The organism is Parafrankia discariae (assembly GCF_000373365.1).
Taxonomy (GTDB): Bacteria; Actinomycetota; Actinomycetes; order Frankiales; family Frankiaceae; genus Parafrankia; species Parafrankia discariae.
The window spans coordinates 271,768-284,901 of record NZ_KB891219.1 but is presented as its reverse complement, the minus strand read 5'-3'; the positions used below and the strand labels follow the sequence as shown (position 1 = coordinate 284,901).

Below are 13,134 nucleotides of genomic sequence, written 5' to 3'. Positions count from 1 at the left end.
ACGACGCGCCGGCCCACCCGACGATCAGCGCACCCGACGATCAGCGGGACCGGCGACGCCAGTGCCCGACGGGGATGCCCCGAACGACAGGTCCACCCACGGACCAAGCCCACCCACGGACCACTGCACCGACGCACCACTGCGGCGCGACGACACGGCCGCGGAGAGGATTACGTCCGATGAGCAAGCCCCTGTCCGACCTGTCAGCTGCCGGCGTGGCGGTGTGGCTGGACGACATCAGCCGCGAGCGGATCCGGACCGGCAACCTTGCCGAGCTCGCCCGCACCCGCAGCGTCGTCGGCGTCACCAGCAACCCGACGATCTTCCAGAAGGCCATCGGCGGCGGTGAGACCTATGACGAGCAGCTCCGCGACCTGGCCGTTCGCGGGGTCGACGTGGGCGAGGCCGTCCGCGCGATCACCGCGGCGGACATCCGCGACGCCTGCGACATCCTGCGGCCCGCCTACGACGCCAGCTCCGGCGTGGACGGCCGGGTCTCCCTCGAGGTGGACCCGCGGCTCGCGCACGAGACCGAGCGCACGGTCGCCGAGGCCCGTGCCCTGTGGTGGTCGGTCGACCGGCCGAACCTGTTCATCAAGATCCCGGCGACGAAGGCCGGCCTGCCGGGCATCACCGCGACCCTGGCGCAGGGCATCAGCGTGAACGTGACGCTGATCTTCGCGCTGGACCGCTACGAGGCCGTCATGGACGCGTTCATGACCGGCCTGGAGCAGGCCCTGGCCGCCGGTCGGGACATCTCCGACGTGGCCTCCGTCGCGTCCTTCTTCGTCAGCCGCGTCGACAGCGAGGTCGACGGCCGGCTCGCGAAGATCGGCACCCCGAAGGCGGAGGCCCTGCGTTCGAAGGCCGCGATCGCCAACGCCCGGCTCGCCTACGAGCTGTACCAGAAGGTCTTCAGCACGCCGCGCTGGGAGCGGCTCGCCGCCGCCGGCGCGAAGCCCCAGCGCCCGCTGTGGGCGTCGACGTCGACCAAGGACCCGGAGCTCTCGGACACGCTCTACGTGACGGAGCTGATCGCCCCGGGCACCGTCAACACGATGCCGGAGGCGACCCTCGAGGCGTTCGCCGACCACGGGGTCGTGCCCGGCGACACCATCACGCCCAACTACGAGGACGCCCGGGCCGTCATGGCCGGGCTCGCCGAGCTCGGGGTGGACATGGCCGACGTCGTCGAGGTGCTGGAGGTCGAGGGCGTCCGCAAGTTCGAGGACTCCTGGAACCAGCTCCTCGACACCATCCGCGACCAGCTCGGCTCCGCCGCGTCCTGACCGATCCGCCGGTCCGGCCCCGTCCGCCCGACCCGTCCGTCCGACCTGGCTGCCCGGCCGCGCCATCCCGCCTGGGCAGACCGGGCCGGCGGGCGGGAGTATCAGGGGGGCCGACCGGCGGTGACACGGGCCGCGGTCACCATGAATCGCGAGCGCCACGAACCGTGCGCGAGCACCACGAACTGTGAAGGGGGAACGGGTGGCGTCCACCGCTAGTGGCAACCCACTGCGGGATCCACGGGACCGGAGGCTGCCGCGGCTGCCGGACAACAGCGCGCTGGTGGTTTTCGGCGCGACCGGTGACCTGGCCCGCAAGAAGCTCATTCCGGCCGTCTACGATCTCGCCAACCGGGGGCTGCTCCCGCCGGGCTTCGTCCTGGTCGGCTTCGCCCGCCGGGACTGGAGCGACGACGAGTTCGCCGCCTTCGCCCGCGAGTCCGCGGAACACGGCGCCCGGACACCGTTCCGGGAGGACACCTGGGAGCGGCTCGCCGGCTCGCTGCGGTTCTGCCAGGGCTCGTTCTCCGACGACGCCGCGTTCGACGGCCTCGCCTCACTGCTGACCGACCTGGAGCAGAGCCACGGGATCCGGGGCAACGCGGCGTTCTACCTGTCCATCCCGCCGACGGCCTTCCCGGTCGTCCTCAAGCAGATGCAGCGCACGGGCCTGGCCTCCAACGAGGCCGCGGGCGGCTGGCGCCGGGTCGTCATCGAGAAGCCGTTCGGGCACGACCTGGAGTCCGCGCGCGAGCTGAACTCGCTCGTCGATGACGTCTTCACTCCCGACGACGTCTTCCGCATCGACCACTACCTGGGCAAGGAGACGGTTCAGAACCTCTTCGCCCTGCGGTTCGCCAACACCCTGTTCGAGCCGATCTGGAACTCCCACTTCGTCGACTCAGTGCAGATCACCATGGCCGAGGACGTCGGCATCGGCACCCGGGCCGGCTTCTACGACGAGACCGGCGCGGCCCGCGACGTCCTGCAGAACCACCTGCTGCAGCTGCTGGCGCTCACCGCGATGGAGGAGCCGGTCAGCTTCGGCGCGGACACCATCCGCATCGAGAAGCTGAAGGTCCTGCGGGCGGTGTCGCTGCCCGACGACTACGCCACTTTCGCGGTGCGCGGGCAGTACTCGCAGGGCTGGCTCGCCGGCGAGCGGGTCCAGGGCTACCTGGAGGAAGCCGACATCCCGGCGGACTCGACGACGGAGACGTTCGTCGCGGTGAAGCTCGGCGTCGAGACGCGGCGCTGGGCCGGCGTGCCGTTCTACCTGCGGACGGGCAAGCGCCTGCCGCGGCGGGTCACCGAGATCGCGATCACCTTCACCAAGGCGCCGCACCTGCCGTTCGACGAGACCGACACCGCCGAGCTGGGCAACAACCAGCTGGTGATCCGGGTGCAGCCGGACGAGGGCGTCACGCTGCGCTTCGGCTCGAAGGTCCCCGGCTCGGCGATGGAGGTGCGCGACGTCGCCATGGACTTCCTGTTCGGCGAGGCGTTCACCGAGGCGCTGCCCGAGGCCTACGAGCGCCTGATCCTGGACGTCCTGCTCGGCGACGCGACGCTGTTCCCGAACAACGCCGAGGTCGAGGAGTCGTGGCGGATCATCGACCCGCTCGAGGAGTTCTGGCTGAGCACGAAGCCGCACACGTACCGGGCCGGCAGCTGGGGCCCGGCCGCGGCCGACGACATGCTCGCCCGGGACGGCCGCCGGTGGCGCCGGCCATGACCCGCTACCCGAGCCACGCCGAAAGGAGCCCGTCATGACCACCCTGTGGGACACCACCGGATCGGCGGTGGTCAAGGCGCTGTCCGCCGAACGGCGGGCCGCCGGCGCGCTCGCGTTCGGCCTGGCGCTGACGCTCGTGGTGGTCGTCGACGAACAGCACGTCAGCCAGGCGGAGAGCGCCGCGACCGCGGCCGCGGCCGCCCACCCGTGCCGGCTGCTGATAGTGGTCCGCCGCCAGATCGACTCCCCGCACCCGCGGCTGGACGCCGAGGTGTCGATCGGCGGCCGGCTGGGGCCCGGCGAGGCCGTCGTGATGCGGATGTCGGGCCGGCTCGCGCTGCACGCCGAGTCGGTGGTGCTCCCACTGCTCGCGCCGGACGCGCCCGTGGTCACCTGGTGGTACGACGCTCCCCCGGAGAAGATCGCCTACGACCCCCTGGGTGTGTTCGCCGACCGGCGGGTCACCGGGACCTACGCCGCCCACGACCCGCTGGCCGCGCTGCTGCAGCGGGCCGAGGACTTCGTCCCCGGCGACACCGACCTGGCCTGGACCCGCATCTCGGGGTGGCGCACCCTGCTGGCCGCCGCGTTCGACCAGGTCTCCGAGCCGGTCGGGCCGGCCACGGTCGTCAGCGAGCCGGGCAACCCCAGCGCCCGACTGTTCGCCGGCTGGCTGCAGGCGAAGCTGCGGGTCCCGGTGACGATCACCGACGCGCCCGGCAAGAAGGGCATCCAGAGCGTCCGCCTGGCGGTGGGCGACGGCGAGCTCTCGCTGGCCCGCACCGACAGCCGGTCGGCCGGCATCACCCGCACCGGTTACCCGACCCGGGTGCTCCCGCTGCCCGAACGAGGGCTGGGTGACCTCCTCGCGGAGGAGCTGCGCCGCCTCGACGACGACAGCGTGTACGCCGAGGCACTCTCGGCCTGGAGCGGCGTCCCGGATCTGAACAGCCGGCCGCTGCACCGCGAGCACATCTGGCGCGATCCGGCGCTGGAGCGCTCCGAGGCGGCACTCGCGCCGACCCCACCCGCGCCGATCCCACCCGCCGCGTCGTGACGCCGCCCGTGTCCGCCGGCGGCCCCGCTCCGGAACCACCCCGGGTGGTCGTCCACGCGGACGCCGGCGTGCTCGCGCGCGCGGCGGCGGCACGGCTCATCACCGCGCTGGTGGACGCGCAGGGGGCGCGCGGCGAGGCCTCCCTGGTGCTCACCGGTGGCGGCATCGGGGTGGCGCTGCTGCGTGCCGTGCGGACCAGCCCGGCGGCCGACGCGGTCAACTGGTCCCGGGTGGACGTCTGGTGGGGCGACGAGCGCTTCGTGCCGGCGGACTCCCCCGACCGCAACGACCAGCAGGCCCGGGAGGCGCTGCTCGCGCACGTTCCGGTGGACCCGGCGCGGGTCTTCCCCATGGGCCACCTCGCGGAAGCGGGTGGCGGTGGCGGCGATGGTGGCGGTGTCGCCGAGCCCGAGGCGGCCGCCGCGGCGTACGCGGCGGCACTCGCGGCGCGGGCCGCACGGGCGGGGTCCGGTTCCGCCGTTCCGGCGTTCGACGTCCTGCTGCTCGGGCTCGGCCCGGAGACGCATGTCGCGTCGATCTTCCCCGACTCGCCGGCCGCTGTGGCCACCGAGACGGTGACCGCCGTCCGGGACTGCCCGAAGCCGCCCCCCACCCGGGTGACGTTGACCTTCCCCGCCCTGCGGGCCGCCCGCGAGGTCTGGGTGATCGTCGCCGGGGAGGAGAAGGCCGAGGCGGTGGCGAACGCGCTGAAGCCCGGCGCGGACCGGGTGACCTTCCCGGCCGCCGGCGCGGTGGGCCGGGAACGCACGCTCTGGCTGGTGGACCGCGCCGCCGCGTCCCGCCTCTGAGCCGGCGGGCTCCCGCAGCTGACACGGCGGACTCCCGCGGGGGTCGCGGACAGGCGCGACCCCCGCGGGAGGCTCTGGTCGCCCGGGACCCCGGGCGGGGCGGACGCTGACTCAGGCCAGGATCTTCGTTTTCTCGCGCTCGAACTCGTTGGTGCTGATGACGCCGTGGTCGCGGAGATCGGCGAGGCGGCCGAGCTCGTCGGCGGTGCTCGGCCGGCCGGCGGCCGCGCGGACCTCGGCCCGCCACGCGTCGGTCTGCGAGGCCACCTGCCGGGCCTGCCGCTCGTGCATGGAGCTGCCCCGGATGATCAGATAGGCCAGCACTCCGACCAGCGGCAGGACGAGGATCAGCACCGTCCAACCGGCCTTGCCCCAGCCGGAGAGATCATGGCTGCGGAAGACGTCGGTGACCACCGCGAACAGCAGCCACAGCCACAGCACGAAACAGAAGAACCACAGCATGTAAAGGAAGACGCTGAGCAGCGGGAAGTCGGGGTCCACCATTCCTCCTCTCACCGATCTGTCGGCGAGACCCGACTCGTACCCGTTCCCGGCGCCGCGGCGCACCGCCGCGCTCACCCACCGGGGGTGAACCGCTCGGCGTCGGCCTCGCCGGTCAACGTCGGCTGAGGACGCCGGTGCCCGTGGAGTTGATGTTCGTCGCGGGGAAGGTGTAGGCGAGCCGCCCGTCGGGGCGCAGCGCCAGCACGAGCCGTTCGGCGCCGCGGCACAGCGCGCCCGAGTGGAACAGCCGTTCCTGGACGGTGACGCGGTCCGCACCGGCTTCCAGCAGCCGCAGCCGCGCGGCGCAGCCGTCCGCCGGATAGTCGCTGTCGCCGACGGTCTCGCCGATCCCGCCGCGCCGCAGCACGATCTCGACCCCGAACTCGATCGGGCCCTGGGTCACCGTTCCGGTCCACGTGCCGGCCATGCCGTCCGGCAGCAGGTCGACGGTGGCCGGCGGGTCGGCCGCGGGTGGCAGAGGCTTGTCCCGTGCGGCCCAGAGCAGCCCGGCCGCCGACACGACGAGCACGAGTCCCACCAGGGCGGCGAGCGCGACCAGGGGACGTCGCCGCCGCGGGCCGTCCGGTAGCGGCACCGGAGCACGCGGCGGCGGGGCGGGCGGCGGCGGGGCGGGCGGCGGCGGGCTGGCTGTCCGCCGCCGCGGTGGCCGGGTGGCAGGCGGCGGTCCCTGCTCGCCGGGAGCCAGCCGCAGGGCCCGGGTGAGCAGGACCTTCGCGCCCTCCGCGCTCAGCCTCGCCTGCGGGTTCTTGACCAGCAGACCGCCGATCGCCGGCCACAGTGTGTCGGTGTCCGTCAGCACCGGTGGATCCGTGTGCAGGACCGCGCCGAGGGTGAGCGGCACCGTCTCCCGGGCGAACGGCGGGCTGCCGCCGGCGGCGAAGTAGAGGGTGGCGCCGAGGGAGAACAGGTCGGCGGCGAGCGACGCCGGGCCCCGGGTGATCCGTTCCGGCGCGAGGTAGGCGGGGGTTCCCGCGCTGCCGCTCGCGCCCGCGTCGGTCGTGTCCGCGACGTTGGTGGCGATGCCGAAGTCGGTGAGCAGCACCCGACCGTCGTCGGCGAGCAGGATGTTCGACGGCTTCACGTCACGGTGCAGGAGGCCGACCCGCTGGCCGGCGATGAGCGCGTCCAGGACCGCGAGCCCGATCTCGGCCACCCGGCGCGGCGGTAGCGGTCCGGCGCGGCGGACGGCCGCGTCCAGCGACGTGGCGGCGACCAGTTCCATGACGATCCACGGCAGGCCGCCGTCCTGGATGACGTCGGTCACCGAGACCACATGCGGGTTCGCCCGCAGTTGGGCGGCGTTGCGGGCCTCGCGCACGGCCGCGGCCAGCCGCTCTGGGTCGGCGCCAGCCGGACCCGTCGGGCCCGCGCGTCCGCCGATCCAGATGGCCTTCACGGCCACCTCGGCCCGCAGCAGCACGTCGAGGGCGCGCCACACCGTGCCCATCGAGCCGGCGCCGATGCATTCGATCAGCCGGTAGCGGCCGGCGACAAGCCGGCCGGCGACGATCGATCCAGCGGGGCCGATCGATCCAGCAGGGCCGGTCAATCCGGCGGAACCGGTCGCCGGGGCTGGTCCGGACGGGCCGAGGACCGGCCCGTCCGGAGAGTCGCCCAGTGCGGACGGACCGCCGTCACGCGGCATCGCCGGCCCGGTGCCCCGCGAAGCGCCCGGTCAGTTGACCGGCGCGCCCCGCAGCTTGGCCAGTGCCTCAGCCAGGATCGCCTCGCCGTCCTTCTCGTTGCGACGCTCCCGCACGTAGGCGAGGTGCGTCTTGTACGGCTCCGTCTTCGGCGGGGCGGGCGTGTTCTCACGGTCCCGCCCGGCCGGGAAGCCGCAGCTCGGACAGTCCCACGTGTCCGGGATGGAGGCGTCGGCCGCGAAGGCCGGTTTCGTCTCGTGCTCGTTGGCGCACCAGAAGGAAATCCGCTGCCGAGGGGCGGTCTCGCCCCGCTCGGCCTCCCCCATCGGTCCCGCCCCGACCCGGCTCCCCCGGATGGCGTTGCCACCTGCCACGGCCCGCGTACTCCTTCGTCTCGTCCCATGGGTGGTAGCTCGGCGGTCGGCCCCCCGCGGCCGGACCACCCACGTCCGAACCGCCACCGTAGACGTCCTCAGTGCCCCCCGGCACTTGTCGAGCGCGTCTGTCCGGAGTGTAGGCCGGGAGGTCCACCACGGGTTGCACCGACCACCCTCACCGGGGCTTCCTAATGCGTGAGGGGGCCCCTAGGGGCCCCCTCACGGGTGTGCGGCTGATCCCGCCGCCGGTCCGGAGACCCTCAGGGACCGAGCGAAACCGCTGTGGGATCGGCGGTTCCCAGCGACGGCACGATCGTGAAGGCCTGCACCGCCGCGCCGCGCAGCCGTGGCGTGTGGGTGACCGCGAGAGGCACGATCGCGGCGTCGTTGAGCACCGTCCGCTCCAGCCCGGCCCAGTCCGTGGCGGCGTCGTCCTCGGAGGAGGCCGTCACCGCGGACTCGTAGCGGGCCAGCAGGTCGGGACGGCGATAGCCGCCGTCGGCCGGCCGGGCGCCCACCCAGCTCTCGTCCAGCAGCGGCTCGTAGACGGTCCGCCCGGCGTCGCCGAACCAGGCCGGGGTGATCGTGGTCAGGGCGAGGTCCCAGAACTGCCCGCCCGGGGTCGACGCGGCCGCCGTGTACTGCGCGCCGGTGCGGATGCGCAGGTCGAGCCGGATGCCGGCGCGGGCGAACGCGGCGCGCAGCGCCTCGGCCACCGCCGTGTCGATGGCGCTGTCCGTCGTCAGCAGGGACAGCGCCGTCACCTTCCCGCCCGGGTTGTTCGCCAGGCCGTCGGCGCAGCGCCGCGCGTCCCCCGCGCCGTCCCCGGCCGGGAAGGGGTTGTACACCTCGTAGCCGGTCATCGGCGGCTGCAGGAGCTGGGCCGTCGCCGTGGCGAGGATCGGGCCGCCCAGCGCCGCGGCGACCGCCGTCCGGTCGATGCAGTAGGCCAGCGCCTCCCGGGCCTGCTGGTCGCGCAGCGCCGCCGCGGACGGCCCGTTGAGCCCGACGACGAGGGCGACGACCGGTCCGGTCGGGGCGACCACGAGCCGGTCGTCGGTGCCCTCGACGAGTCGGGTCAGGTCGTCTACCGGGATGTCGCCGCCGAGGGCCATGTCCGCGTCGCCGGCCTCGATGCGCGCCGTGATGGTCGCCGGGTCGAGACCGTCGGTGACGGTGATGTGGTCGGGCAGCGCCCGCCGGATGCCGTCCGACGATCCGCTCCAGGCCGGGTTGCGGGACAGCCGGTAGCCACCGCCCGGCTCCGACACGAACCGGTACGGCCCGTCGGAGATCAGGTTGTCGAGGTACTGCTGGGAGTCCGGCGGGTAGGCCAGGGCCTCCAGCGGCACCGGTGAGCTGGCCGGCAGGGCCAGCACGTCCACGAAGTCGTTGACCGGCTTGATCAGGTGGAACGCGAGGGTGTCGTCGCCGATGACCTCGATCCCGGGGACGGTGCCGCTCTCGATCAGCGCGGGGGCGTCGGCCACCGGGGCCACGGCGAGCTGAGCGCAGTACTCGGCGAAACCGACGACCGTCGCCGCGTAGTACCCCCGCAGCGGCGACGGTGACGGCGGCGCGCACATCCGCTTGAGGCCGCGGGCGACGTCCGTCGCGGTGATCCGACGCTGGTTGGGGGTGTTCCACCGGGCCGCCGAGCGCAGCCGCACGGTGTAGACGGTGCCGCCCATGGTCACCACGGGGGCGCCGGCCGCGAGGTCGGGGCGCGGGATCGTCGACCTGGCGGGGTCGGGGTCGGCGGGGTAGCTGTAGAGCTGACGGGTCACCAGCCGGGCGAACGCCCGCTCCCCCGGTTCGTCGGCCCACCCGGGGTCACCGGTCGGCATCCGCCCGGTCAGCAGGCGCAGCGTGCCGCCGGGCTTGTCGAGCGGTGGGGCGGTCGTCGGCGGCGTGGTGGGGCTGGCCGCCATCGGACCCGGCGTCGGGTCGGCGTCGCCGCTGCACCCCGCGACCGTGAGCAGGGCGACCGTGGCCAGCAGGGCGGTGAGCAGGGCGGCGATTCCCCGGGCAGGCCCGGGACGCCGCCCCGCAGACGGGGCGTTCAATTCTTCAGGAGCAGACCGAGACCGATGATGCAGGTGATCCACAAAAGGGCCACCGCGACGGTGAGGCGGTCGAGGTTCTTCTCGACCACGGACGACCCCCCCAGGGACGAGGAGACACCGCCCCCGAACAGAGTCGACAGACCACCGCCCTTGGCCCGGTGCAACAGCACCAGCAGCACCAGCAGCACACTCGCGACAATCAGGGCGATCGACAGACCGACCGTCATCTAGACCAGCTCCCGCTCCTCGGGGACGTGGCAGGCGGCCCGGTGGCCGGGTCGAGCCTCCCAGCGGAGCGTCGCCACCGTCCTACGCACCTCCTCCGCCTTTCCAACAACGTTTGGTGGGCCCATACCGTCACACCCGATCGGGCGACTCGACGATCGTGCAAACGTACATGACGCCACCCCGGTCACCGATGTGGCACACCCCGGGACGGCTCATGCGCGCGCGGCCCGCCTCGCTACGCCGCCGGGCCGCTGCGGATGATGCCGACGAACTCCTCGGCGACCAGGCTCGCGCCACCCACCAGGCCGCCGTCCACGTCGGGCATGGTGAACAGCTCGGCCGCGTTCGCGGCCTTCACCGAACCGCCGTAGAGGACCCGGATGCCGGCCGCGATCGGCTCACCGAACAGCTTCGTGAGCTGGCCGCGGACGGCGGCGCACATGTCCTGCGCGTCCTGGGCGGAGGCGGTGCGCCCGGTACCGATCGCCCAGACCGGCTCGTAGGCGACGACGAGGGTGGTCGCCTGCTCCGCGCTCACACCGGCCAGCGAGCCCTCGAGCTGGGCCAGGACGTGCTCGACGTGGGTTCCGGCGGCGCGGATGTCCTCGTGCTCGCCGACGCACAGGATCGGCGTGATGCCGTGCTTGTAGGCCGCCTGCACCTTCGAGGCGACCAGCTTGTCGTCCTCGTGGTGGTACGTACGCCGCTCGGAGTGCCCGACGACGACATACGAGCAGCCGAGCCTGGCCAGCATCGGCCCGCTGATGTCGCCGGTGTAGGCGCCCGAGCCGTGCGGGGAGAGATCCTGGCCGCCGTAGCCGACGGCGAGCTTGTCGCCGTCGATCAGCGTCTGGACGCTGCGCAGGTCGGTGAACGGCGGCAGGAAGACGACCTCGACCCGCTCGAGCTCGGCCGGCTTGAGGTCGAAGGCGACCTTCTGCACCAGCGCGATGGCCTCGAGGTGGTTGAGGTTCATCTTCCAGTTGCCGGCGACCAGCGTCCGCCGGCCGGTTCCAGCCGGCCCGCGGGCGGGTGCCCCCTTCGCCACGTCCCTGCTTCCCTTCGTCGGGTGAATTCTGTCGTCGGGTGAATTCTGTGCCGGTCAGCCGCCGAGCGCGGTGAGCCCCGGGAGGGCCTTGCCCTCCAGGTACTCCAGGCTGGCGCCACCTCCGGTGGAGATGTGGCTGAAGTCGTTCTCCGGGATGCCGAGGGTGCGCACCGCGGCGGCCGAGTCGCCGCCGCCGACGACCGAGAAGCCGCCGCCGGCCGCGACCGCCTCGGCGACCCCGCGGGTGCCCGCCGCGAACGGGGCGAACTCGAACACGCCCATCGGGCCGTTCCAGAAGATCGTCGCCGCGACGGCGACCACGCCCGCGAACGCGGCGGTGGACGCCGGCCCGATGTCGAGGCCGAGCCAGCCGTCCGGGATCGCGTCGGCGGCGACGACGGCGGTCGCCGCGTCGGCGGCGAACCGGTCGGCGACCACCACGTCGGTGGGTAGCACGAGCCGGTCACCGGCCTCGGCCAGCAGGTCCTTGCAGGTGTCGATCATCTCGCTCTCCAGGAGCGAGGCACCGACCGGGTGGCCGAGAGCCGCCAGGAAGGTGAAGCACATGCCGCCGCCGACGAGGAGCGCGTCCACCTTCGGCAGCAGGGCCCGGATGACGCCGAGCTTGTCCGACACCTTCGACCCGCCGAGCACGACGGCGTACGGCCGGGCCGGCGCCGCGGTCAGCGCCCGCAGCACCTCCAGCTCCGCCAGCACGAGCCGGCCGGCGGCGTGCGGGAGGCGCTTGGGCACCTCCGACACGCTCGCGTGGGCCCGGTGCACCGCGCCGAACGCGTCGCCGACGTAGAACTCGGCGAGCGCCGAGAGCTCGTCGGCGAACGCCGCGCGGGCCACCGTGTCCTTGCTGGTCTCGCCCGGGTGGAAGCGCAGGTTCTCCAGCAGGGCCACCTGGCCCTCGGCGAGCTGCCCGACGACCTCCCGGGCCCGGTCACCGGCGATGTCGCCGCTGCCGTCCCCGGCGAACGCCACCGGGGTGCCGAGCAGCTCGGCGAGCCGCTCGGCGACCGGGGCGAGGGAGTACTTCTCCTCCGGGGCCCCCTTGGGCCGCCCCAGATGGGAGGAGACGATCACCTTCGCGTTCCGGTCCAGCAGGGCCTGGATGGTCGGCACGCTCGCGCGCACCCGTCCGTCGTCGGTGATGCGTGGCGCGCCCCCGGAATGGTCCAGGGGCACGTTGAGATCACTGCGGACGAGTACGCGGTGACCGGTGACCTGCAGGTCGTCGATCGTCCTCACGCTGGGCTGCTCCGGGGTGGGCGAAGGTGCGATGGACCGGCCGGTTCGCCGGTGTCAGATCCGGGCGGCGACGAGCCCGGTCAGGTCGACGAGCCGGTTGGAGTAACCCCACTCGTTGTCGTACCAGCCGACGACCTTCACCTGGGAGCCGCTGGACATCGTGAGCAGCGAGTCGAAGGTGCACGACGCCGGCGTGCCCACGATGTCGGAGGACACGATCGGGTCCTCCGTGTAGACGAGGTAGCCCTTCAGCGGGCCCTCCGCCGCCGCCTTGTACGCGGCGTTGATCTCGTCCTTCGAGGCGGGACGGGCCAGGTTCACGACAAGGTCGGTGACCGAGCCGTCGAGCACCGGAACGCGCATCGCGATGCCGTCGAGCTTGCCCTTGAGATGCGGAAGCACGAGCGAGGTCGCCTTCGCGGCACCGGTGGTGGTGGGAATGATGTTCTGGGCCGCCGCCCGCGCCCGACGCAGATCGGAATGCGGGAAGTCAAGGATGACCTGGTCATTGGTGTAAGCGTGGATCGTGGTCATCAGACCACGCTCGATACCGAACGCCTCGTCGAGAACCTTCGCCAATGGCGCCACACAGTTCGTCGTGCAGGACGCGTTCGAGAGGATATGGTGCTTAGCCGGGTCGTAGACGTCGTCGTTCACGCCCATGACGACCGTGAGGTCCTCGCCCTTGGCCGGCGCGGAGATGATGACCTTCTTGGCCCCGGCGGTCAGGTGCTTGCCGGCCGTCTCGGCCGTGGTGAAGCGGCCGGTCGACTCGATCACCACGTCGACGCCCAGGTCAGCCCAGGGCAGGGCGGCCGGGTCACGCTCCGCGAGCACCTTGATCGTGCTGTCGCCGACACGGATGCCGTCCTCGCCGACGGAGACCGACGCGGGCAGCGTACCCAGGGTCGTGTCGTACTTCAGCAGGTGCGCGAGCGTCTTGTTGTCCGTCAGGTCGTTGACGGCGACGATCTCCAGATCGCTACGCCGGCTGGCTGCGAGCGCCCGCCAGAAGTTACGACCGATTCGCCCGAAGCCGTTGACACCCACCCGCGTAGCCACGTCCAGGACTCCCCTATGCTCGTGTGCCGTCGTGTGTCAGG

12 protein-coding genes are annotated in these 13,134 nt (G+C 73.0%); 4 read left to right on the top strand and 8 right to left on the bottom strand.

Going from position 1 to position 13,134, the window contains the following annotated elements; all coding sequences use genetic code 11:
* The first annotated feature begins 179 nt into the window (after nucleotides 1–179).
* The 4 genes from tal to pgl all read left to right on the top strand — a co-directional run bounded on the left by tal (nucleotide 180) and on the right by pgl (nucleotide 4,887).
* The gene (gene tal, locus B056_RS0118290; RefSeq protein WP_018503314.1) at nucleotides 180–1,289 is read left to right on the top strand and encodes a transaldolase; all 1,110 of its coding nucleotides are present in this window, start codon (nucleotides 180–182) and stop codon (nucleotides 1,287–1,289) included.
* A gap of 199 nt (nucleotides 1,290–1,488) precedes the next feature.
* Nucleotides 1,489–3,021, top strand: coding sequence for a glucose-6-phosphate dehydrogenase (zwf, locus tag B056_RS0118285; RefSeq protein ID WP_020572569.1), 1,533 nt, complete (start codon nucleotides 1,489–1,491; stop codon nucleotides 3,019–3,021).
* Between the two features lie 34 nt (nucleotides 3,022–3,055).
* Nucleotides 3,056–4,078 carry a glucose-6-phosphate dehydrogenase assembly protein OpcA gene (locus tag B056_RS0118280; RefSeq protein ID WP_018503312.1) on the top strand — a complete coding sequence of 341 codons (1,023 nt, stop codon included), beginning with the start codon at nucleotides 3,056–3,058 and terminating at the stop codon, nucleotides 4,076–4,078.
* On the top strand, nucleotides 4,075–4,887 hold the full coding sequence (pgl, locus tag B056_RS0118275) for a 6-phosphogluconolactonase (RefSeq protein WP_230203059.1): 813 nt from the start codon (nucleotides 4,075–4,077) through the stop codon (nucleotides 4,885–4,887). The genes B056_RS0118280 and pgl overlap by 4 nt, the downstream gene beginning before the upstream one ends.
* A 111-nt stretch (nucleotides 4,888–4,998) precedes the next feature.
* Here the strand turns inward: pgl and B056_RS0118270 are convergent, their stop codons facing one another.
* The 8 genes from B056_RS0118270 to gap form a co-directional block, all read right to left on the bottom strand.
* Entirely contained in the window at nucleotides 4,999–5,388 is a 390-nt protein-coding gene (locus tag B056_RS0118270) for an SHOCT domain-containing protein (RefSeq protein ID WP_026239844.1), read from the bottom strand.
* Nucleotides 5,389–5,503: 115 nt separating this feature from the next.
* On the bottom strand, nucleotides 5,504–7,057 hold the full coding sequence (locus B056_RS0118265) for a serine/threonine-protein kinase (RefSeq protein ID WP_018503309.1): 1,554 nt from the start codon (nucleotides 7,055–7,057) through the stop codon (nucleotides 5,504–5,506).
* Between the two features lie 30 nt (nucleotides 7,058–7,087).
* A complete protein-coding gene (locus tag B056_RS0118260) occupies nucleotides 7,088–7,429 on the bottom strand; it encodes an RNA polymerase-binding protein RbpA (protein ID WP_020572567.1) in 342 nt (113 codons plus the stop codon).
* Between the two features lie 263 nt (nucleotides 7,430–7,692).
* A complete protein-coding gene (locus tag B056_RS0118255; RefSeq protein WP_018503307.1) occupies nucleotides 7,693–9,498 on the bottom strand; it encodes an ABC transporter substrate-binding protein in 1,806 nt (601 codons plus the stop codon).
* Nucleotides 9,495–9,725: a preprotein translocase subunit SecG gene (secG, locus tag B056_RS0118250; protein WP_018503306.1), complete on the bottom strand. Its 231-nt coding sequence runs from the start codon at nucleotides 9,723–9,725 to the stop codon at nucleotides 9,495–9,497. Before secG ends, B056_RS0118255 begins: the two co-directional genes overlap by 4 nt.
* Before the next feature lie 236 nt (nucleotides 9,726–9,961).
* Nucleotides 9,962–10,774 carry a triose-phosphate isomerase gene (gene tpiA / locus B056_RS0118245; protein WP_018503305.1) on the bottom strand — a complete coding sequence of 271 codons (813 nt, stop codon included), beginning with the start codon at nucleotides 10,772–10,774 and terminating at the stop codon, nucleotides 9,962–9,964.
* Between the two features lie 54 nt (nucleotides 10,775–10,828).
* Nucleotides 10,829–12,031 (bottom strand): phosphoglycerate kinase, encoded by a 1,203-nt coding sequence (locus B056_RS0118240; RefSeq protein WP_018503304.1) that lies wholly within the window; start codon nucleotides 12,029–12,031, stop codon nucleotides 10,829–10,831.
* A 54-nt stretch (nucleotides 12,032–12,085) separates the two neighbouring features.
* Nucleotides 12,086–13,093 (bottom strand): type I glyceraldehyde-3-phosphate dehydrogenase, encoded by a 1,008-nt coding sequence (gene gap / locus B056_RS0118235; protein ID WP_026239843.1) that lies wholly within the window; start codon nucleotides 13,091–13,093, stop codon nucleotides 12,086–12,088.
* Nucleotides 13,094–13,134 lie beyond the last annotated feature (41 nt).

What these genes read in the sequence shown, in the direction of transcription:
- tal (WP_018503314.1), top strand. Translation starts at nt 180, where the DNA reads ATGAGCAAGCCCCTGTCCGACCTGTCAGCTGCCGGCGTGGCGGTGTGG.
- B056_RS0118280 (WP_018503312.1), top strand. Translation starts at nt 3,056, where the DNA reads ATGACCACCCTGTGGGACACCACCGGATCGGCGGTGGTCAAGGCGCTG.
- B056_RS0118265 (WP_018503309.1), bottom strand. Translation starts at nt 7,057, where the DNA reads ATGCCGCGTGACGGCGGTCCGTCCGCACTGGGCGACTCTCCGGACGGG.
- secG (WP_018503306.1), bottom strand. Translation starts at nt 9,725, where the DNA reads ATGACGGTCGGTCTGTCGATCGCCCTGATTGTCGCGAGTGTGCTGCTG.